The organism is Sphingorhabdus sp. (assembly GCF_023910635.1).
GTDB lineage: Bacteria > Pseudomonadota > Alphaproteobacteria > Sphingomonadales > Sphingomonadaceae > Sphingorhabdus_B.
In genome coordinates, this window is record NZ_JAAVVZ010000008.1 from 101377 (window position 1) to 123179 (window position 21803).

20 protein-coding genes are annotated in these 21803 nt (G+C 56.9%); 18 read left to right on the forward strand and 2 right to left on the reverse strand.

Translation table 11 applies throughout. The annotated features are described in order from the left end of the window. Positions 1-9: 9 nt before the first annotated feature. Positions 10-132, reverse strand: a complete 123-nt coding sequence (locus HEQ34_RS06920; RefSeq protein ID WP_125229934.1) for an entericidin A/B family lipoprotein — start codon at positions 130-132, stop codon at positions 10-12. Between the two features lie 131 nt (positions 133-263). Next, positions 264-2396 (reverse strand): TonB-dependent receptor, encoded by a 2133-nt coding sequence (locus tag HEQ34_RS06925; RefSeq protein ID WP_296199085.1) that lies wholly within the window; start codon positions 2394-2396, stop codon positions 264-266. Positions 2397-2566: 170 nt separating this feature from the next. On the opposite strand from HEQ34_RS06925, the gene HEQ34_RS06930 reads away from it, so the two are divergent. The 18 genes from HEQ34_RS06930 (at position 2567) to ftsA (ending at position 21799) form a co-directional block, all read left to right on the forward strand. After that, positions 2567-3559 (forward strand): cysteine synthase A, encoded by a 993-nt coding sequence (locus HEQ34_RS06930; RefSeq protein ID WP_296199087.1) that lies wholly within the window; start codon positions 2567-2569, stop codon positions 3557-3559. 30 nt (positions 3560-3589) lie between these two features. Next, on the forward strand, positions 3590-3877 hold the full coding sequence (locus tag HEQ34_RS06935) for a hypothetical protein (protein WP_296199089.1): 288 nt from the start codon (positions 3590-3592) through the stop codon (positions 3875-3877). Between the two features lie 7 nt (positions 3878-3884). Beyond that, entirely contained in the window at positions 3885-4718 is an 834-nt protein-coding gene (locus HEQ34_RS06940; protein ID WP_296199091.1) for a hypothetical protein, read from the forward strand. A 310-nt stretch (positions 4719-5028) separates the two neighbouring features. Further along, positions 5029-5517, forward strand: a complete 489-nt coding sequence (locus tag HEQ34_RS06945; RefSeq protein ID WP_296199094.1) for a hypothetical protein — start codon at positions 5029-5031, stop codon at positions 5515-5517. Further along, positions 5514-6470 (forward strand): 16S rRNA (cytosine(1402)-N(4))-methyltransferase RsmH, encoded by a 957-nt coding sequence (gene rsmH, locus HEQ34_RS06950; protein ID WP_296199096.1) that lies wholly within the window; start codon positions 5514-5516, stop codon positions 6468-6470. The genes HEQ34_RS06945 and rsmH overlap by 4 nt, the downstream gene beginning before the upstream one ends. Next, a complete protein-coding gene (locus tag HEQ34_RS06955; protein ID WP_296199098.1) occupies positions 6467-7060 on the forward strand; it encodes a hypothetical protein in 594 nt (197 codons plus the stop codon). Before rsmH ends, HEQ34_RS06955 begins: the two co-directional genes overlap by 4 nt. Then, a complete protein-coding gene (locus tag HEQ34_RS06960) occupies positions 7060-8796 on the forward strand; it encodes a penicillin-binding protein 2 (RefSeq protein WP_296199100.1) in 1737 nt (578 codons plus the stop codon). Before HEQ34_RS06955 ends, HEQ34_RS06960 begins: the two co-directional genes overlap by 1 nt. 32 nt (positions 8797-8828) lie before the next feature. After that, on the forward strand, positions 8829-10223 hold the full coding sequence (locus HEQ34_RS06965; protein WP_296199168.1) for a UDP-N-acetylmuramoyl-L-alanyl-D-glutamate--2,6-diaminopimelate ligase: 1395 nt from the start codon (positions 8829-8831) through the stop codon (positions 10221-10223). After that, positions 10220-11608, forward strand: a complete 1389-nt coding sequence (gene murF, locus HEQ34_RS06970) for a UDP-N-acetylmuramoyl-tripeptide--D-alanyl-D-alanine ligase (protein ID WP_296199101.1) — start codon at positions 10220-10222, stop codon at positions 11606-11608. Before HEQ34_RS06965 ends, murF begins: the two co-directional genes overlap by 4 nt. Further along, positions 11608-12678, forward strand: coding sequence for a phospho-N-acetylmuramoyl-pentapeptide-transferase (mraY, locus tag HEQ34_RS06975; RefSeq protein WP_296199103.1), 1071 nt, complete (start codon positions 11608-11610; stop codon positions 12676-12678). The genes murF and mraY overlap by 1 nt, the downstream gene beginning before the upstream one ends. Then, positions 12675-13964 carry a UDP-N-acetylmuramoyl-L-alanine--D-glutamate ligase gene (gene murD, locus HEQ34_RS06980; protein WP_296199105.1) on the forward strand — a complete coding sequence of 430 codons (1290 nt, stop codon included), beginning with the start codon at positions 12675-12677 and terminating at the stop codon, positions 13962-13964. The genes mraY and murD overlap by 4 nt, the downstream gene beginning before the upstream one ends. Further along, positions 13961-15181 (forward strand): putative peptidoglycan glycosyltransferase FtsW, encoded by a 1221-nt coding sequence (locus HEQ34_RS06985; protein ID WP_296199107.1) that lies wholly within the window; start codon positions 13961-13963, stop codon positions 15179-15181. The genes murD and HEQ34_RS06985 overlap by 4 nt, the downstream gene beginning before the upstream one ends. Then, positions 15178-16359, forward strand: a complete 1182-nt coding sequence (gene murG / locus HEQ34_RS06990) for an undecaprenyldiphospho-muramoylpentapeptide beta-N-acetylglucosaminyltransferase (protein ID WP_296199109.1) — start codon at positions 15178-15180, stop codon at positions 16357-16359. Before HEQ34_RS06985 ends, murG begins: the two co-directional genes overlap by 4 nt. Next, positions 16356-17774 carry a UDP-N-acetylmuramate--L-alanine ligase gene (gene murC, locus HEQ34_RS06995; protein WP_296199111.1) on the forward strand — a complete coding sequence of 473 codons (1419 nt, stop codon included), beginning with the start codon at positions 16356-16358 and terminating at the stop codon, positions 17772-17774. Before murG ends, murC begins: the two co-directional genes overlap by 4 nt. Then, positions 17771-18667: a UDP-N-acetylmuramate dehydrogenase gene (murB, locus tag HEQ34_RS07000; RefSeq protein WP_296199113.1), complete on the forward strand. Its 897-nt coding sequence runs from the start codon at positions 17771-17773 to the stop codon at positions 18665-18667. Before murC ends, murB begins: the two co-directional genes overlap by 4 nt. Next, complete coding sequence (locus HEQ34_RS07005; protein ID WP_296199115.1) at positions 18664-19605, forward strand: D-alanine--D-alanine ligase; 942 nt, start codon at positions 18664-18666, stop codon at positions 19603-19605. Before murB ends, HEQ34_RS07005 begins: the two co-directional genes overlap by 4 nt. Further along, positions 19605-20537, forward strand: a complete 933-nt coding sequence (locus tag HEQ34_RS07010) for a cell division protein FtsQ/DivIB (RefSeq protein WP_296199117.1) — start codon at positions 19605-19607, stop codon at positions 20535-20537. The genes HEQ34_RS07005 and HEQ34_RS07010 overlap by 1 nt, the downstream gene beginning before the upstream one ends. Next, the gene (gene ftsA / locus HEQ34_RS07015) at positions 20534-21799 is read left to right on the forward strand and encodes a cell division protein FtsA (RefSeq protein WP_296199120.1); all 1266 of its coding nucleotides are present in this window, start codon (positions 20534-20536) and stop codon (positions 21797-21799) included. The genes HEQ34_RS07010 and ftsA overlap by 4 nt, the downstream gene beginning before the upstream one ends. The last annotated feature ends 4 nt before the right edge of the window (positions 21800-21803 follow it).

A 21803-nucleotide genomic window follows, 5' to 3' on the forward strand; every position in this document is an offset into this window, starting at 1 on the left:
GACCGTCTGTCACGTAGCGCGGTCACCCGCTTCGCCGACGGATTCAATGTCTTCGCCGACGCCCTTAACGGTGTTGCAGGCCGCTGCCAGCAATGAGGCTGAGAGCAGGATGATCGTTGCAATTTTGCGCATGATATTCTCCAAGATCTTGGCCCAAAAATTAGACCTAGCTGGCTAACCTGCCGATCGCGCGAAGGTTCCGTTTATAGGGTGCGATCACTGGCGCGCACTCTTGGCGGTGTTGCATGAACAATATCGGATGATCAGAAGCTCAAGCGTGCTGTCACCCGGAAATCACGACCGGTCAATGGGACGAAATCCTTGGTAAAAGACGCGGCACGTCGGGCGGTTACATCGAAGATATTGTTCGCCGACGCAATCAACGCAATGTTGCGATCCCGCCCGAACGGCCGCCAGGTCGCCGAAGCATTGACCAAAGTGAAACCGTCAGTTGGCGTCTCAAATGTCGCGGTCTTTGTCTGATCGTCGCTAAATTCGACTTCGCCGCGTAAGTCAAAGCTTGCATTGGTCAATTCAACGCCGCCGAGCAAACGCAAGGGCGGGATGCGCGGGGCATTGCCGCCACCGGACGAGATTTTGGCGCGTGTATAATCCGCAACGCCATCGACCGAAAGATTTGAACTGCCAAAGCTGGCGAGGCGCTTGGACGCCTGAAATTCCACGCCCCAAACCTTGGCGTCATTTTGGAAATATTGGAATACAGGCAAATCGTCTTCGATGTTGCCAGTTTCGGCCTCATAAATGAAATTGTCGAAGCGGTTGGTGTATAATGTTGCGCTGAACGCGGTCCCCGGCGTGTCATACCGGGCGTAGAGCTCGCCATTCCAAGCGCGCTCACTTTTCAGATTAGGGTCGCCTATTTCGAAGGCCTGCGTTGCGATATGCGGTCCGTTGGAGAATAATTCCTCCACCGCTGGCGCACGGCCCGTCCGCGAAATATTCGCGCCGATCTTCAAATCGCCAATATGGTAGCCAAGGCCAAAAGCGGCAGAGACATTGTTGAACGAGCGCGTTAAGCCCAAAGTGTCGGCGCGCAATTCTGCCGTGTCGAACCGCACGGCGACTTCGGCGTCCAGATTGCCTTTGGTATATTCCTGCAAGGTGAACAGGCCATATTGGCGCGTCTTGTTGGGCGGGACGAAGGCTTCTGCACCAATCGCTTCGAAATCGCGGGTCTGATATTGGACGCCGCTTGCCCCGCGCCAGCCGTTACGGTCATTCTGCACAAATTCGGCCCGCGCCTCAATGCCTTGGCTATTGAATATGGTGCCGATTTCGTCGCCTTCAAATTCGGTATGGGTATAATCGGCATAGCCCGCGCGCAGACGCAGCTTTTCAAACAAGCCGTCGCCCAAATTGACTTCACCGCGAAAGTCGAGGCGATATTGACGCAAGCCGATGGTGACAGGTGCTTCCTCTGTGGTTTCTTCGCCCTCATGCGCGTGCGATGCGCCGGGGCGGGCAGGGATGCCGTAATTGGTGTCGTAAATGCTGTAAGACAGGCCAAGATTGCCGCCGTCGTCGATAAACGCGATGCCACCGCCGGCGGTCCATGTTTTCACTGCGCTATTGGCAATGCGGCCGCGTTGGTTAGCAAGTTCGGTTGCTTCGGCCGCTTCTTCCAGATTGCCTTCGCTGGTTTCCTCGGCAGCAAAGTCGAGGACCTCAGCGCGTAAATTGGGGGACAGGACATAGCCGCCGGTACGCAGATCATCGCTGTTGCGGTAACTGCCGTCGAGATGGACGATGACCCGGTCCGTGATCGGCATATCAATCGACGCCCCGCCGGACCAGTCGCGTGCGGCACTGCCATATCCGGCCAGCGCATCGATGTGGATGGCTTCGTCCGGGATGGACCTTGGTATCCTTTTGTCGAGCGCATTGACCGCGCCGCCCACGGCTTGGCCGCCGAACAATAAGACGGCTGGCCCGCGCAACACCTCAATCCGCTCGACCGTCAACGTGTCGATGGTGACAGCATGGTCCGCCGACGTGTTGGAGGCGTCGATATTGCCAATGCCGTCGGTAAGGACGGCAACGCGGTTCCCTTGGTACCCACGCAGCACGGGCCGCGATGCGCCGGGGGAGAAGCTCGTCGCCGAAACGCCGGGCAGGCTGGTTAATATATCGCCCAATTGCGCGCGGGTTTTTTCGGCGAGCACTTCGCCCGAAATCGCCGACGTGCCGGACAGAATGTCGAGGCGTTCAACAAACGGCGCGGTGACGACGATGTCGTCGGACCCGTGAAAGTCGTCGGACTGTATACGCGCTTCGGTCGAAGCCGAGTTGCTTTGCTGCGCATAAACGGGCGCGGCCAATGCCAGCGACAATGCGGAAACGCTTGCGGATATCGTAAGAAGTGGGGCAGTTTTCATGAGGGAACGTCATCCATAAGAGCGGGATATTGAGCAAAGCGTTAGGCGCAATGATATATTATAACAATACTCGAAATGCTTTTTGCGATAATAACCGCCTTTGGCCCGTATATTGTCCTGACCCTAGACCGTCTTGCGATTGGCCATGAACGCGCCTAGCTATCAGCGGTATGAACACGCTCGGCTCAACACTTGATTTGATTGGCAACACCCCCCTCGTCCGCCTGAAAGGGCCAAGCGAGGAAGCCGGATGCGATATTTTTGGCAAATGCGAATATGTGAACCCTGGTGCGTCGGTAAAGGACCGCGCCGCGCTTTACATCGTCCGCGACGCCGAACGGCAGGGGCTGTTGAAGCCCGGCGGGACAATCGTCGAGGGCACGGCCGGTAACACGGGCATTGGCCTTGCTTTGGTGTGCAATGCGCTTGGGTATAAGACGATCATCGTCATGCCTGAAACGCAGAGTCAGGAGAAAAAGGACACGCTGCGCGCTTTGGGTGCAGAGCTCGTGCTTGTGCCAGCTGCGCCTTATGCGAACCCGGGGCATTTTGTGCACACATCACGCCGGCTCGCGGAGGAGACCGAAAATGCCGTCTGGGCAAACCAGTTCGACAATATTGCCAACCGCCGCGCGCATATTGAAACGACTGCCGAAGAAATCTGGACGCAGATGGGCGGCAAAATTGACGGATTCATATGCGCCGCTGGCACGGGCGGGACGATCGCTGGCGTCGGGCTTGGGCTAAAGGCAAAGGATGAGGGCGTCACCATCGCTCTGGCCGATCCGCATGGTGCGGCGCTCTATAACTATTATTCCTGCGGCGAATTAAGCGCAGAAGGCAGTTCTGTCGCTGAAGGCATTGGGCAGGGACGCATCACCGCCAATCTCGACGGCGCGCCCATTGATACGCAATTCCGTATTTCCGATGAGGAGGGCCTTGTCTGGGTCCGGCGGCTTTTGGCGGAGGAGGGGCTCTGCCTTGGGCTGTCTTCGGGGATCAACGTCGCAGGTGCCATTGCGCTGGCAAAGCATCTGGGGCCTGGTAAGCGTATCGTGACGATATTATGTGATACGGGCTTTCGCTATTTGTCCACCATTTATAATCCGGCGTGGATGCGCAGCAAAAACCTGCCCGTGATGCCGTGGCAGCAAGACAGCTAAAAGCCATATTGGGGTTTAAGGAGAACGCAGATGGTCGAACAAAAGCAATCCGCAATTCAGCGTATTCAGGTAGGGCTGGTCGGGCTCGTCGTCGTGCTTTTGTTCGTGACATTGGCCAATATGGTCCTTGACCGGGTGAGTGACGGGCCACAAACAGGCGGCGTCCCTGAAACTGCACCCCTGACAGCGGACAAGGACGCGACGCCGGATGAACCGCTGGCGGAGCTGGGCGTTACACCGGTGGCCAAGGAGACCGACGCCGAAAGAGCCGCCAAGGATGCAGCGCAAACGCCGCGTTCATCCGCGCCCGCACGGTAATATTTGCTTGGTGATTGATAGATTGGCCCAGTTCGGCGGTAGAAAGTGGCTGCTTGTCGCTTTGTTGGCGGCATTTGCGCTTTTGCTTTTGCTCGCTGGCTTTGCCACTACGCGTCCAACAGACAGTCGGCCAAAGCCGCCCTTGGGGCTGATGACTACGCTGCCGCTGGTATGGAGCGAGGGAGGTATTGAGGCGGATCTGGCCAAGGACGCCGCCCCGCATCCCGCCTTTACGCGTCTCAGCGTGCATTATGACATCACGCCCATCGACGATCTGGAGACTTGGGCGTCAAGGCCTAAGCACATGCTTCTGCTCGCGCAACCGCGGGCCTTTGCACCACGCGAATTGGCCTCGATCGACAACTGGGTTCGGCAGGGTGGCCTTGTGTTGATACTTGCCGACCCCGCTTTGCAATGGGGAAGCCTTTACCCCTTGGGCGATAAACGGCGTCCGTTGTTTACGTCGATGCTGTCGCCCTTGTTAAACTATTGGGGGGTGGAGTTGGTCTTGCCGCTTGAGGACGAGGGGCCTGCTTCCATGCGCAAGATTGGCGTGTTCAATATCCGGACGGTAACACCTGGGGAATGGCTGCCCAAACAGAGCACTGCCAAGAACCGCTGCGCAATATTGGCGAAAGGCCTTTTGGCGGATTGCCGGATTGGCACAGGGCGCGCTATTCTTGTGGCCGATGCCGATTTTCTCGATGCCGCCTTTTGGGAAGGGCGGGGGATGCGGATACTCACCGGCAAGGATGAATTTGCCAATATAGCCCTGCTGCAAGCGCTTTTGACAGCTCTGCAAGGCAATAAGGGGCTGGACGGGGATTTTGTGGGAAAATGAAGGACGATGAGAAAAATGGTGCCGCAATCACCCGCAAAGCCACCGATTTTGGCGTTTTGGGTTCCATAAAATCCCTTCCATTATGCCACCTGCATTTGGAGCGATGTACAAGAAGTAACGGAATTTCGACGTTTTGCCAAAAATGAGATAATTTTTCCATAAAATCCCTCTTTTCATCCATGAAATCCCTTGCTATACACAGTCATCAAGGGGTGGATTCCTGATTCTATCGGTCGTTACGGCGTCCGCATGGCGATATGCTTCGCCATGATTAGAGATCTGCGCCCTTTTTTCGGAGGGGGTGCGGTTAGTGTCAGCGTTGGTCGTCTTTGCAGGTTCGGGGGTGTCAAATGTCGACGCCAAAGGCCGCACGACCATTCCTGCAGAACTGCGCGACAGCGTCCAGCAATCCAGCGGCAGCAACAGCGTGTGTATATCGCGCCATTCCACCCTGCCTTGCCTGATTGGCTTTGGCGGCTCCGAGCGGCTTAAGCTGCGCGCCGATATCGAGGCGCAATGGCAAAGCGCCGTTAATCGCGGTACCGAATTTGACCGCGAAATCGCAGGCGTTTCAGCATCCTCCATTTTCGAGACTGCATTTGAAGCCAGTGGCCGCTTTGTGCTTTCGCCGATGCTCAAGCATTTCGGTCGCATTGAAGATCGCGCCTTCTTTTTTGGTGCGACAACGCATTTCATGCTGTGGAACCCCGACGTCTTCCTGAAAGAAGCGCCTGCGGCATTTAATCCCGTTAAGGATGAGCTAAATTATTGGCTGTCCCAGACAAAGCGGGACAAATGAACGCTCCAGCTCCCCATATTCCAGTCTTACTGGATGAAGTAATTCACTCTCTTGCCATCACCCCTGGCGCTGAGATCGTGGATGGTACCTTCGGTGCAGGTGGATACAGCCAAGCGATACTGGCTGGCGGTGCGCGCGTTTACGCGTTCGACCGTGATCCCGATGCCCTTAAAGAAGGTGCGGACCTTGCGGGCCGCAGTGAAGGCGCTTTGCGTCTTTACGCGGCCTGTTTTTCTAACATGGACGATGTCTTGATGGCCGACGGCATTACGTCGGTCGATGGCGTCGTATTAGATATCGGCGTTTCGTCGATGCAGCTTGATCGCGCTGAGCGCGGCTTTTCTTTCCAAAAGGATGGCCCGCTTGATATGCGCATGGGTCAGGACGGCATGACGGCGGCAGACTTCGTCAACGAAGCCGAAGAGGCTGACATTGCAGACATTATTTACCGATATGGCGAAGAGCATCGTTCGCGCCGCATCGCGCGTTCGATTGTCGCTGCGCGGCCCATAGAAACCACCGCGCAATTGGCCGCGATTGTCCGCAAGGCCGTTGGTCACAAGCCCGGCGCGCCGAAAGACCCCGCTACCCGCGCCTTTCAAGCCATTCGCATTCATGTGAACCGCGAATTGGACGAGCTGACCGACGGCCTTGAGGCTGCCGAACGCATGTTGAAACCAGGTGGCCGCTTGGCTGTCGTCACCTTCCACAGTCTTGAAGACCGCATCGTAAAGCAATTTTTGCGCCGCCGTAGTGGCGCAGAAGCCGCAGGTTCGCGTCATGTGCCATTGGTTGGCCGCGACGGCCCGGACCCCACTTTTGATAAAGCTGACAAGGCAGTCCGGCCATCGGACGCTGAACTGGCCCGTAATCCACGGTCACGTTCGGCAACCTTACGTTCCGCAACCCGCACACACGCCGCCGCATGGGCAACAGGAGGACTTGCAGCATGAGTCTCGCTATCAAAAGACTTCAGAATCTCGGCTGGTTGGCTTTGGTTTTCATGGTTGCCATTCTGTTGTATCCCTTGTCGCTCAATGTTGCGGCGACGCACGGCGATCTTGTGTCGGTTGATCGAGAAATTCTTGAAACAAAGAGGGAAATCAGCTTTCTTCAAGCGGAAATCCGAACGCGCGCCAGCCTTCAGCAGCTGGAGGAATGGAATGAGCTTTTGTACGGCTATCAGCCACCATCGGCGCAACAATTTGTTAGTGGTGAAGCTGCGCTTGCAGAACTGACCGGAGATCTGCAACAGACGAAACCAGTGATGATGGCTTCTGCAGATATCGACGTCGCGCCAAGCGCGAATCAGGCGAACCCTGCACCAACGATTGAGGCCGTAGTGAAAAAGTCGACCGCGATTGCAACGGCCGTTGCGGCCCCGATTTTCGCCGAGCCGGCAAAGCGCGCCGCGCCAAAACCTTTGGCGCCAAAGGTTGAACAGACCCGGACCGAGCGACTGGCGCGTATGGACGAAACGCTTTTGTCCGACGATCTGTTAAGGGACATTTCCGCTAAGTCCGCGAACGAACGCCGCCGGTAATGAACCCCCAACTGGCCCGCACAACCACTCGGAAAAGCGGCATCAACCCGCCACCATTTGCGGCGCACGGGTTTTGGCGCATGCTTATCCTGTTGCTGGCATTTGGCATGTTTGTCGTGCTGTTGATTGGTCGCCTTGCCACCTTGGCATTGTTTGAGAGCACGCGGGCATATGGTGCGACGAGCACTGAATATGTCCCTGAACGGGGCGACATTGTGGACCGCAACGGCATTCCTTTGGCGCGCAGCATCTATGGCTATGCGATCTGGGTAAAGCCAGAAGATATTCTGGGCAATCGCAAGCAATTGGCGAACCAATTAGCGGGAATCTTCCCGGATACACCAGCTTCTGAATTTTATGCCAAATTGACCGCAGGCAAGCCCGGCTATCTGCGGAAACGCGCGTTGCCAGAGCAAGTTCGGCAGGTGCACAGCCTTGGCGAAATCGCCATCGAGTTCCCGCGTGAGGCCACGCGCTTATATCCGCAGCATGATATGGCGGCGCATGTCTTGGGCTTTGTAAATCGCGATGGCAAAGGTGCGATGGGCATGGAACGGGTCATGAATGACTATCTGCGTGACCCGTCAAAGCGTTCTGCGCCGTTGAACCTTGCGTTGGATGTCCGCGTGCAAGCCGCGCTTGAAAGCGAGCTTGCATCCGGCATGGCTGCAACGACTGCCAAGGGTGCGGCGGGCGTGATCCTGGATGTGCAAACGGGCGAAGTCATCGCCATGGCCACCCTGCCATCATTCAACCCAAACCGGCCATCTTTCGCCAACATCCCCGACCTTGGGGAAAATATAGTCGATGGCCGCTACCCGATTTCGCGGCAAACCAATAATGTCACCAACCGTGTCTATGAACTTGGATCTACGTTTAAGCCACTGACGGTGGCAGCGGCGATGGACGCGGGAACGGTGCGCGACCTGTCTTTGCGTTATGATGCCACCAGGCCGCTTCAGGTCGGCAAGTTCAAAATTCGGGACTCGCACCCTTCGGAACGTTGGCTCAACGCGCCAGAATCGCTGATCCACAGTTCGAACATTGTCACTGCGCAAATTGCGGACAATCTGGGTGCCGCCCGCATGGACGCGATGCTGCGCACGATGCATTTCAACACGCGTCCAGACATTGAGCTCGCCGAAAAAGCGATGCCGCTTTATCCCAAAACATGGGGCCGTCTTACCAATATGACCGTTGGCTTTGGCCACGGGATTTCGGTGACGCCGCTGCATTTGGCCAGCGCTTATGCCGCGATGGTCAATGGGGGTATCTATCGGCCGGCGACGATGTTCAAGACAAAGGCCGGGGCAAAAATCCCCGGAAAACGGGTTTTTAAGGCCGCAACCAGCGCGCGGATGCGTCAGATGATGCGCATGATTGTGGTCGACGGCACGGGCAAGAATGCCGACGCCTTGGGCTATCGCGTCGGCGGAAAAACCGGCTCGGCGGAAAAACCCGGCATTGGCGGATATAGCCGCAATCTCGTGGTCGCAACCTTTGCCGCTGCATTCCCGATGGACAATCCACGTTATGTGGTCCTTGCTATGCTGGACGAACCAAAGGGCACCGAGGCATCCAGCTTTCAGCGGACCGCAGGCTATACCGCTGCACCGGTCGTGCAGAAAACGGTGACTCGCATTGGTCCGTTATTGGGGATCATTCCGGATATGAAACGCGATGTTGATGTATCCGAACTGATGCCATTATTGTGGAAGGCGAAGGGAGAGCAATAGTGAAGCTCGGGCAATTGGTAAGCGGTGCCGACATGGCATGTGCCGACAGAATAGTGACCGGCTTTGCCATCGACCATCGGAAGATTGCGCCCGGCACCGTTTTTGGAGCATTTGAAGGCGCCGCGTTAAACGGCGAAGACTTTATCGACGATGCGATTGCCGCTGGTGCCATTGCCGTTGTCGCACGTCCCGAAGCCGTGGTGCGCGGCGCAGTGCATGTTGCCGAAGCCAACCCGCGCAAAGCTTTCGCGCGTCTTGCGGCAAAATTCTTCCAACCTTTTCCAGACCATGTTGCAGCCGTCACCGGAACCAATGGTAAGACATCGACCGCAGAACTGACGCGGCAGCTTTGGCGCATGGCGGGGCATAATGCAGCATCGATTGGCACTTTGGGTATAACTACGGCGTCGGATCAGGCCAAGACCGGACTGACGACGCCCGACATCGTAACCTTCCTGTCCAATATGTCTGGGCTAGCGCGCGAAGGCGTCAGCCATGCGATATTCGAGGCATCAAGCCACGGCCTGTCCCAATATCGCAGCGAAGGCGTACCAGTTTCGGTTGCGGCCTTTACCAATTTAAGCCGCGACCATCTCGATTATCACGGGACCATGGAAGCTTATTTTGAAGCCAAGATGCGGCTGTTTGACGAGGTGGTTGACGAAAGCGGCTGCGCAGTCATTTGGGCCGACGATGCCTGGTCCGACCAAGTGATTGCCCGCGCGCGCAAACGCGAGCTCCGCCTGATTACGGTTGGTGAAAAGGGCAAGGGCATCCAATTATTATCGCGCCAACCGACCCAGCTTGGGCAGACCCTTGAACTGCGTATTCAGGGCGATGTGCACAAGTTGAAGCTACCGCTGACCGGTGCGTATCAGGCCGCCAACGCTTTGGTCGCGGCTGGCGTGGTCATGGCAAGCGGTGGAGAGGTCGAAAGCCTGCTGTCGCATTTGGCGCGGGTGCAGCCAGTGCGCGGACGTTTGGAACGCGCGGTGATTACCAAAAGCGGCGCGCCCGTTTACGTTGATTATGCACATACACCCGACGGCTTGCGCGCGGCAATTGCGGCCTTGCGTCCCCATACCAAGGGCAAGCTCATTACCGTATTTGGTGCAGGCGGCGACCGCGACACCGGCAAGCGTCCGGAAATGGGCGCGGTGGCCGTGGCGGATTCCGACATTGTGATCGTCACCGACGACAACCCGAGAAGCGAAGATCCGTCGCTTATCCGTGCGGATGTGATGGCGGGTGCGAAGGGCGCGCATGAAATTGGCGATCGGCGTTACGCGATTGCCTTTGCCATCGAACATGCCGAGCCGGACGACATCGTCCTGATCGCGGGCAAGGGGCATGAGCAAGGACAGATCATCATGGGCCGTGTTTTGCCCTTTGACGATGTCGAAGTTGCGCGGGAATGCGCGGCATGATCCCGTTGTGGACATTCGAAGAACTGCTGGCGGCGACGGGCGGCACAGCGTCGGGGCATTTTGATGCCACTGGCGTTGCCTTTGACTCGCGTGAAATCGGCACAGGCGACTTGTTTCTGGCGTTGAAAGGCGCGGAGACCGACGGGCATTTGTTCGTCGACAAGGCATTTGCCAATGGCGCAGCAGGCGCAATTGTGTCGCAGCCAGTGCCGCACCCGCATATCCGTGTCGCCGATACGATGCAGGCATTGGAGGCATTGGGACATGCGTCGCGCGCACGGACCAAGGCAAAGATTATTGGCGTGACTGGTTCTGCGGGCAAAACAGGGACGAAGGAGGCGTTGTTTGCCGCGTTGGACCGATGTTCACGCGGCCGCGCGCACCGTTCGGTTAAAAGCTACAACAACCATGTCGGCGTCCCCTTAAGTCTGGCGCGGATGCCCGCAGATTGCGACTTTGGCATATTCGAAATGGGTATGAACCATGCAGGTGAAATGCGCGCGCTGAGCCATATTGTCCGGCCCGATATTGCCATCATCACCACCATCGCCCCTGCGCATATTGAATTTTTCAAGGATGAAAGTGGCATTGCCGACGCCAAGGCAGAGATATTCGAAGGCTTGGTCAAAGGCGGCACGGCGATCCTGCCTGCAGACAATGTGCATTATCCACGTCTGCGTGCTGCGGCAGAGCGCTACACCAACACGATCTTGTCCTTTGGTTTCAGCCCCGACGCCGATGTCCGGGTTATCGACCATCTCAATACGGCCCACAATGGCACGCTTATCACCGCAAAAGTGTGCGACGCGATGTTGTCCTTCAATTTGTCGCAACCCGGTGAGCACTGGATTGCCAATAGCATGGCGGTATTGGCTGCGGTAATGGCCGCTGGCGGTGATCTGGCGTCTGCGGGCCTGGCCATGGCCGAAATGGGCGGCCTATCTGGACGCGGCGCGCGGCATGATGTGGCCATATCTGGCGGCAATGTGCATGTGATCGATGAAAGCTACAACGCCAACCCGGCCTCCATGGCGGCAACGATTGGCCAGTTGGGACTGTCGGGCGGCGGACGGCGTATAGCTGTTTTGGGTTCGATGAAGGAATTGGGCGACAAGGGTGATCATTATCACCGTGCGCTTGCTGTGCCCTTGGCCGCCGCAAAGGTGGATTTTGCGATCCTCGTCGGTAAAGAGATGGAAATTCTCGCCGAAGAGTTGAAAGCAGGGGTTGAGGGACCGAAGGAATTCGCGCATTGCGCGACCGCGCAGGAGGCACTTGGCGTCCTGCAACAATATCTTTGCGCATCGGACACGGTTTTGGTCAAAGGTTCCAATTCTATGGGACTTTCCACCATCGTCAGCGCGCTGACGGGTGGGGAAAACTGATGTTATATGTTTTGGCCGAATATCTTGGATTTCCGGGTATTTTCAACCTTATCCGTTATTTAAGTTTCCGGTCGGGCGCGGCGATTGCCACGGCGTTGATCATCGGCCTGCTGATTGGACCACGCTTTATCAGCATGCTGCGCGTGCGTCAGGGCAAGGGCCAACCCATTCGCAGTGACGGGCCACAATCGCATCTGGCCAAGGTCGGTACGCCAACAATGGGCGGCTTGATGATTTTGGTGTCGGTCGGCATTTCGATGCTTTTGTGGATGGACCTGAAAAACATATATGTCTGGGCCTGTTTATTGGTGACCGCTGGCTTTGGCATGGTCGGTTTTCTCGACGATTATGACAAGGTCAAGAAACGCAGCCACAAGGGCGTGTCCGGCAAAGTCCGGTTGTTGTGGGAATTTGCCATTGCCGGCGTCGCGGTATCGTTGATTGTCTGGCAATCGGGCGGCAATTTATACCTGCCGTTTGTCAACGGCCCCGTCATCGACCTTGGTTGGTGGTATGTGCCCTTTGGGGCGTTTGTGATCGTTTCATTCGGCAATGCAGTAAACTTGACCGACGGCCTTGATGGATTAGCCACCATGCCCGTGATCATCGCCTCAATCGCGTTCATGCTGATCGTCTACATGGTCGGCAACGCCAAATATGCCGCGTATCTGGGTATTCCATTCTATTTGGGGGCGGGCGATCTTGCGATGTTGTGCGGCGCGATTGTGGGCGCTGGCCTTGCCTTTTTGTGGTTCAACGCCCCGCCTGCGGCGGTGTTCATGGGCGATACCGGAAGCCTTGCCTTGGGCGGAACGCTTGGCGCTATTGCCGTTGTGGCGCACCATGAATTTGTTCTTGCCATCATCGGCGGGCTTTTTGTAATTGAGGCGCTGTCTGTTATCATTCAGGTGTTTTGGTTCAAGCGGACTGGCAAGCGCATTTTTCGCATGGCACCGATTCACCACCATTTTGAACAGCTTGGCTGGTCCGAACCGACCGTTGTCATTCGCTTCTGGATTGTGGCTTTCGTATTGGCGCTTGCGGGGCTATCAACCCTCAAACTCAGATGATCACTACCCCTGCCTTTAAAGACCGGAAGTTCGCAATATTGGGACTTGCGCGCTCCGGCCTTTCGGCGGCACGTGCGCTTGTCGCGGGCGGGGCCGAAGTTTTGGCATGGGACAATGACGAAGGCGCGCGGGCCAAGGTTGCAGACATCGCCACGATTGCCGATCCGTTGCTAAGCGACTTAAAGGGCTATGAGGCCATTGTCGTTTCGCCCGGCGTTCCCATCAACCGCCACCCTATCGCTGATAAGGCAAAGGCGGCATGCATCCCGCTGATTGGCGATATAGAATTATTCGCGATGGCGCGGCCGAACCTACCGCCGCATCGTGTCGTGGGAATTACAGGAACCAATGGCAAATCTACCACGACGGCGTTGGTGCATCATCTGCTGGAGAGCGCGTCAATTCCGGTCCGCATGGGAGGCAATATTGGCCTGCCAATTTTATCGCAAGTGCCATTGCCCGCAGGCGGCGTTTATGTGCTTGAGCTTTCTAGCTACCAAATTGACATCACGCACAGCCTCGCGTGCGACGCCGCTGCGCTCATCAACCTGTCGCCAGACCATCTTGATCGCTATGATGGTTATGACGGCTATATGGCGTCGAAGGCGCGGCTGTTTGAAATGCAGACGGGCACAGAGTTTTCTGTGTTTGGCAAAGGCGACGCTGATACCGAACGCGTTTACAACCAAGTGCTTGCGCGGCGTGGGGCGGAATTTGTGCATCTCGCCGATCCGCAATCGGTAACGGGTCAGGCCGAATGGCCTTCGCTTCAAGGGCCCCATAATTTGCAGAATATCGCGGTGGCCATTGCCATCGTCGAATCGCTTGGAGTGACTGAGGCCCAATGGCGGCCAGCGATGCGCAGCTTCAACGGGCTTGCCCATCGGATGGAAGTTGTGGCCGAACGCAACGGCGTATTGTTCATCAACGACAGCAAGGCAACGAATGCGGCATCTACTGCGCCCGCCTTGGCCGCTTATCCGCGCGTGCATTGGATCGTCGGCGGCTTGCCAAAGACCGACAATCTCGACGAATGCATCCCCAATTTTGGCCATGTCGTAAAGGCTTACACAATTGGCGAAGCTGGTCCGTTGTTCCATGAATTGTTGTCGCCGCACATGCCTGTCGAACGCAGCGAGATGATGGGCGCAGCGGTGCATTCGGCAGCAGCCCAAGCACAGCCGGGCGACGTTATCATGCTTTCGCCCGCTTGTGCGTCCTTTGACCAGTTCAAAGACTTCGAAGCCCGCGGCGATGCGTTCCGCGCAATTGTGGAAGCGTTATGAGCGATCCAAAAGAGGCGCCCTGGGTCCTTGCGGCTAAAACCGGTAAAATCGGCTTTGCCAACCGCTTGGGCCGTGGCGACCGTTCGCCCTTGGGCGTGTGGTTTTGGGAACTCGATCGCGTATTATTATCATTGATGATGGTGTTGATTGCCATTGGGTTGCTGGCCGTCGCTGCGGCGTCGCCAGCGGGTGCGCAGCGGCTGTCGTCTTCAACGACGCAGCTTTCTTCGCTTTATTTCTTTTATCGGCAGTTGATGTGGGTCCTGATTGGGGTCCCGCTCATGCTTCTCGTGTCGATGTATCCGCGTGCACAAGCGCAACGCTTTGCGGTCTACGGCTTCTGCGTTTTTTTTGTTCTGCTTGCTTTGGTGCCCCTATTGGGACGCGAGGTGAACGGGTCACAAAGATGGATTGGCCCTGGTTTTGCGGGGCTTCAGCCGTCTGAGTTTCTGAAGCCTTTTTTCGCGGTCATGATGGCGTGGATTATTAGCTGGCGGATAAAAGACCCAAGCTTACCCGTTCTTATCCTGACCAGCATTGCCACTGGCCTTGTGTGTTTTTTCCTGTTGCTTCAACCGGACCTTGGGCAAACTATCTTGTTCATGGGCACTTGGTTTGCGCTGATGATGGTCGCTGGCGTGCCTGCAAGCCGGTTGTGGTTTCTCGTGATCAGCGGCGTTGTGTTCATCCTGCTGGCCTATAACTTCTACCCCGTCGCAACCCAGCGGATAGACGCGTGGATTTTTGGTACGGAAGGGCTGACGCATGACAAGATGGCGCTGGCGACCTTAACCAACGGGGGCTTCATTGGCCTTGGCCCGGGGCTTGGTATCAAGAAATATTCTCTGCCTGAGGGGCATACCGACTATATATTCTCGGTCATCGGTGAAGAATTCGGCCTTTTGGCCTGCATGGTCATCGCCCTTTTATACTTCGCGATTTTGGTCCGCATCATCATCCGCTTGCTGGATGAGAAAGACCAGTTTGTGGTCATGGCGGTCACGGGGCTTGGTGCGCAATTTTGCGGACAGGCAATGATTAACATCGCCGTGAATTTGGGTGTTTTCCCGTCAAAGGGGATGACTTTGCCCTTCATTAGCTACGGCGGATCGTCTATCTTGGCGCTCTCGATTACCTGCGGCCTGATACTCGCATTGACGAAGCGAAACCCATATCTTGACCGGTCGCTTTATATGGTGAAGGGACACAGGTCATGACCATTTCTCGGCATTATGTGTTGGCCGCTGGCGGAACTGGAGGGCATTTGATTCCTGCCTTTGCGTTGGGGCAGGAACTGATCAATCGCGGCCATCATGTGGCGCTGATCACGGATGCGCGCGGTGCGAAAATTCCGGGCTGCCCTGATAAGATGGCCACGCATATCTTGCCCGCTGGACGTATTACCAAAAATCCGGCGAGCTGGATTCCCGGCATAAAGGCGATTGCCAAAGGCCGTATTATGGCGCGCCGCCTGTACGAAAATTTTGCGCCCAGCGCCGTGGTCGGCTTTGGCGGTTATCCGGCGTTTCCGGCATTGCTGGGTGCCTTTGCCGAGAAAATACCAGCGATTATTCATGAACAAAATGCCGTGCTTGGCCGCGTGAATCGTTTCACCGCGCGGCGAGTGAACGCCATCGCCACCTCTTATCCCGACATACTCCGCCTGTCGCCGCGTCATGCCGGCAAGGTGCATCTGGTCGGCAACCCGGTGCGCGAAGAGGTGCTTGATTTGCGTGACCAGCCTTATCCGCCTTTATTGGCCGACGGCATATTCCGCGTGCTGGTAACCGGCGGAAGCCAGGGCGCGACGGTGCTTTCCGATGTGGTGCCTGATGGGTTGTCGATGTTGCCGCTTAATTTACGGCGGCGTTTGCAAGTGACGCAGCAATGCCGCGCTGAGGATATTGACGCGGTGCGGGCCGCTTATGCCACCCATGACATTCCAGCGGAGCTGGCGACCTATTTGCCTGACTTGCCGCAACGGCTTGGCTGGGCGCATATGGTGATATCGCGGGCCGGGGCATCGACGATTGCCGAGCTGACATGCGCTGGACGGCCCGCGATACTAGTTCCGCTGCCCAGCGCCACCGATGATCATCAAAGCTATAACGTCAAGGAAATGGTGCACGCCGGCGGCGCGCGCGCAATCGCGCAGCCCTCCTTCACTGCGGTTGAACTCGCCAAGCAGATTCAGAAGATCACGTTGGAACCCGGTGCGCTGGAAAATGCAGCGAAGGCCGCCAAAAACTGCGGCCGACCAAATGCGGTTGCCGATCTTGCCGACCTGGTCGAATCCTTCGGTCGCGCCCCCATCATGCATGGCATAAAATCAAAACCCCAACCCAGCGGTGCTTTCAGCCCATCCCCCGCACTTGCCACAGAGATTGCATCATGAGAGGTGTTCCAACCGATATCGGCATTGTGCATTTCGTCGGCATAGGCGGCATCGGCATGTCGGGCATTGCCGAGGTCATGCACAATTTGGGCTACCAAGTGCAAGGCAGCGATATCGCCGACAGCTATGTCATTGATGGCCTGCGCCAACGCGGTATCAAGGTGATGATTGGCCATAGCGCCGAAAATTTGGGCGAGGCAGCGGTGGTGGTCACATCGACTGCGGTGAAGAAAGGCAACCCAGAACGCGACGCCGCTTTGGAACGGCGCATACCCTTGGTTCGCCGCGCCGAAATGCTGGCCGAATTGATGCGGTTGAAAAACACGGTCGCCGTGGCTGGCACACATGGCAAGACGACGACGACATCGATGATTGCTGCGATGCTTGACCATGGCGGCATTGACCCTACGGTCATCAACGGTGGTATCATCAACAGCTACGGCTCTAACGCGCGCCTGGGTGCCAGCGACTGGATGGTGGTTGAGGCGGACGAAAGCGACGGCAGCTTCCTGCGGCTTGATGGCACGCTTGCTGTTGTCACCAACATCGATCCCGAACATCTTGACCATTATGGTGATTTCGACGCAATCAAAAACGCCTTTGTCGAATTCGTCGAAAACGTTCCATTTTATGGCGCTGCGATCATGTGTCTCGACCATCCCGAGGTGCAGGCGATACTGCCCAAGATCCGCGATCGCCGGATCATTACCTATGGCTTTTCGGCGCAGGCCGACATTCGCGGCGAAAATGTCGCGCCGCATCCCGGCGGTAACAGCTTCGACGTCGTAGTCCGCGCCCGCGACGGGTCGCAACGGACGATAGAAAGCATCGACCTTCCGATGCCGGGCCGCCACAATGTGCAAAATGCGCTGGCGGCTGTTGCGGTTGGCCTTGAAATGGGGATGAGCGATGAGGCCGTTGCCCATGGCTTTGACAAATTCGGTGGCGTTAAGCGGCGCTTTACCAAGGTCGGCGAAGTAGCCCTTGTTGATGGGGCAGTCACGATCATCGACGATTATGGCCACCATCCCGTTGAAATCCGCGCCGTTCTGTCTGCTGCACGCGAAGGCGCGCAGGGTCGTGTGATTGCCGTGGCACAGCCGCACCGCTTTACGCGATTGCGCGACCATATGGATGATTTCCAACAAGCGTTTAATGATGCCGACATGGTGTTCATATCGCCGGTCTACGCCGCAGGTGAGGGTCCGATAGACGGCATAGATGCAGACGCGCTGGTGCACGGCATTAAGGCGCGCGGGCATCGTTCCGCCGCGACCGTCACGGACGCAGGCGACTTGGCACGCAAGTTGGCGCAGGTGGTGCAGGGCCATGACATTGTCGTGTGTTTGGGCGCTGGCGACATCACCAAATGGGCTGCTGGCCTCGCCGACGCCATAAAGGCAGCGCGTGCATGACCACGCAGCTTCTGCCGCATGTAGAAGGCCGCTTGACCCAAGGCGCACCGTTGGCGCCGTTGGTGTGGTTCAAATCGGGCGGCTGCGCGGACATATTGTTTGAACCAAAGGATGTTGCCGACCTGCAATCCTTTTTGCGCGAACTTGATTCTAGCACGCCTGTCATGGCGCTTGGCCTGGGTTCGAACCTGATCGTCCGCGATGGCGGTGTCAGGGGCGTTGTCATCCGTTTGGGCAAGGCCTTTGCCAAGGTCACTTGCACGGATGCGGTGACGCTGGCGTGCGGCGCGGGTGCGTCGGGCATATTGGTTTCATCCACTGCGCGTGACAATGGCATCTCTGGCTTAGAATTTTTGCGCTCGATCCCTGGCACAGTCGGCGGCTTTGTCCGCATGAATGGGGGCGCTTATGGCGGTGAGGTAAAAGACATATTGCGTGATTGCGATGTGGTGATGCGCGACGGAACGCTGGCGACCTTGTCGGTGGAAGATATGCATTATTGCTATCGTCATTCCGAACTGCCCGATGGCGCAATCGTTGTGGCGGCACGTTTCCAGGGGCATCCGGGCGAACCCGAAGCGATCCAAGCTGAAATGGACCGGATTAGCGCATCGCGCGAAGCATCGCAGCCTTTGCGCTCTAAAACTGGCGGTTCTACCTTTAGGAATCCTGATGGACATAAGGCGTGGCAACTTGTCGATGCGGCTGGATGCCGGGGTCTTCAGATTGGCGGCGCGCAGGTGTCCGAAAAACACACCAATTTCTTGATTAATACCGGCGATGCGACCAGCGCAGATATTGAGGCGCTTGGCGAAGAAGTCCGCGCCCGCGTATTGGCGCATTCGGGCGTTGAGTTAACATGGGAAATACAGCGCGTGGGTGAAACGAAATGAGTAAGCAAATGCACGTCGCGGTGTTGATGGGCGGATGGTCGAACGAACGGTCTGTGTCCTTGACGAGCGGCAATGATGTGGCCGATGCGCTTGAAAAGCTTGGTTATAAGGTCAGCCGCATCGACATGGACCGTAATGTCGCACAAGTCCTTGCAGGCCTTCGCCCTGACGTTGTGTTCAACGCCTTGCACGGTGTTCCCGGCGAAGATGGTTCGGTGCAGGGCATGCTGGATTTGATGGGCATTCCGTACACGCATAGCGGCATGGTGACCTCCGTCATTGCAATCGACAAGGAACTGACGAAACAGTGTCTCGTGCCCGCCGGAATCCGGATGCCAAAAGGCACCATATTGGACAGCGAAAGCCTATATGCGGCTGATCCGCTGCCGCGCCCTTATGTGCTGAAACCTCTGAACGAAGGCAGCTCGGTCGGGGTGGCAATCGTTACAGAAGGCAGCAATTACGGCAACCCGATTGCGCGCGATGCCAAAGGGCCGTGGCAGGAATTTGACCGGTTGCTGGCTGAACCCTTCATCAAAGGCCGCGAGTTAACCGTGGCAGTGCTGGGCGACACAGCGTTGTGCGTGACCGAGTTGAAGCCCAAGAGCGGCTTTTACGACTTTAAGGCGAAATATATAGACGGCCTGACTGAACATATTTGCCCTGCGGAAATCCCTGCGGATATTGCCCAATATATGTTGGACACGGCCCTGCGTGCGCATCAATTGCTTGGCTGCAAGGGCGCCTCGCGCACCGATTTTCGCTGGGATGATGCAGCGGGCATGGATGGCGTTTTCGTTCTCGAAATCAATACCCAGCCTGGCATGACGCCGACAAGCCTTGTGCCCGAACAAGCGCGTTATGTCGGGATCAGCTACGAACAGCTTGTGGACATGATCGTTAAAGAGGCGCTGATTGTTAAAGGGGCATTGGCATAATGGCTGGTGCCGCACGTAAAGCGCCCGCAAAACGCAAGGCAAAAAGCCCAAGCCCACGGCAAAAGGTGCTGCAAGCTTCGTGGGTTGATACGTTGATACGCATACTGCCTTTGACCGAAAAGGAGGTGCAGCGGATTGTTACCTGGGTCATATTGGCGGTGCTCACGCTGCTTGCCTTGGTCGCCGCCCAATATGCTGGCCTGACCGCCGCCGCCTATCAACAATATGCCGCGCTGGCCGCCAAGGCTGGTTTCCAAGTAAAGCGCGTCCCGGTAACGGGCATGGAACGGGTGGACCAGTTGAAAGTCTATCAATTGGTGCTCGCCGAAAAAGACCGCGCTATGCCCTTGGTGGATATCGACAAAATACGCGCGGACTTGCTGCAATATGGGTGGATTAAGGACGCCCGCGTTTCGCGGCGCTTGCCCGATACGTTGGCGGTGGAGATCATTGAACGCAAGCCAGCGGCGCTATGGCAACGGAACGGAAAATATTCGCTGATCGACGCGAACGGGATCGTTCTGGCAAATGTCCGCGCGGGTGAGGGCGGCGATTTACCGACGTTGAACGGCAATGAGGCCAATGAACATATCGTCGCGTTAAACGCCTTGCTCGACAATGCCTCGGCGTTGAAATCGCAGGTTTCAGGCGCAAGCTGGATAGGTAACCGACGCTGGGACTTGCAGTTCCAGACGGGCGAAACGCTGGCTTTGCCAGAGGGTGAGGCGGAAGCTGCCAAAGCACTTTTGAACTTTGCACGGTTGGACGGTGTCCACCGTTTGCTTGGCCGCGACCTCATCCATTTTGACCTACGCGACCCCGATCGCGCCTATTTCCGCAAAGCACCAAAGGCAAAACCTGTTAAAGCGGATAACAACGATGATAACGAAAACAACGAAATCACATCAAAAAACAATGGACTAACGGCATGAAGACGACGCGTGCCGAACGGCTGATTTCGGCGATTGATATCGGTTCATCCAAGGTGTCCGCATTAATCGTACGGCAAACCGAAAATGGCGATCTGCTGGTGCTGGGCACTGGTCAGCGCGAAAGTCGCGGCGTAACCCGTGGCTGCATTGCGGATGTCGAACAGGCCGAACTGTCTGTCCGCCACGCGGTGGAGCAGGCCGAACGTATTGCTGGTCTGAACATTGACCGCGCTTGGGTCGGCATGTCGTCGGGCGGGCTCGATAGCATGTTGGCGCCCGTTGAAATGGAACTGGGCGGCGACCGCATCACGCAAGACGATGTCGATGAACTGCTTCAGGCCGGACGCGCCAATATCCAGACGGGCGGCAAAATTGCGTTGCATATTCAGCCTACGTTATATGCGCTCGATGGTGTTGGCGGTGTAGCAAATCCGGTTGGGCTGCACGCAGATAGGCTTGGCGTTGACGTGCATGTCATCCTTGCCGACCAATCACCCGTCCGCAACATGGATATGACGGTGCGCTCCGCACATTTGGATGTTGATTCGCTTGTGGTCGGACCGGTTGCAACAGGTCTTGCCTGTTTGACGGCCGAAGAGCGGGAGCTTGGCGTTGCACTTGTCGAATTTGGGGCAGCAGTGACCAACGTGTCGGTGTTCATTGGCGGGATGCTGGTCGGACTCGAAACCATTCAAAAAGGCGGATCGGACATCACCGACGATATCGCTTCGGTCTTTGGTATTCGCCGCGCGCAGGCGGAGCGGCTGAAATGTTTTCATGGTTCGGCGCTGACCAGCCCACGCGATCATCAGGAAGTGCTCGACATCGGCCCGGACGAAAATGGCGTTGAACCCGGCAATCAAGCGCCACGCATCACCAAGGCGCAGTTGAATGCGGTCGTCTGCCAGCGTGTCGACGGAATTGTGACCGAAGTTGCGCAGGCGTTGAAAACGCTCGGCTTTACGGGGCCATCCGGGCATCAGGTTGTCCTGACCGGCGGCGGCGCGGAATTAAAGGGTGCCGCCGAACATATGCAGAGCGCATTAGGCCGCACTGTCCGCATCGGGCGTCCCGCCGGGCTTATCAGCATTCCCGAAGCGCATTCGGGGCCCGCATTTTCAACGCTCGTCGGGTTGATTCATTATGCGGCATCGGATCGGATCGAACTGCAATCGGGCTATGATTTGCGCGCCGAACATTTGGGCGGATCGATACCAAGTTTGATTGAACGGCTAAAACGGGCGGTTCGTGAGAACTTCTGACAGA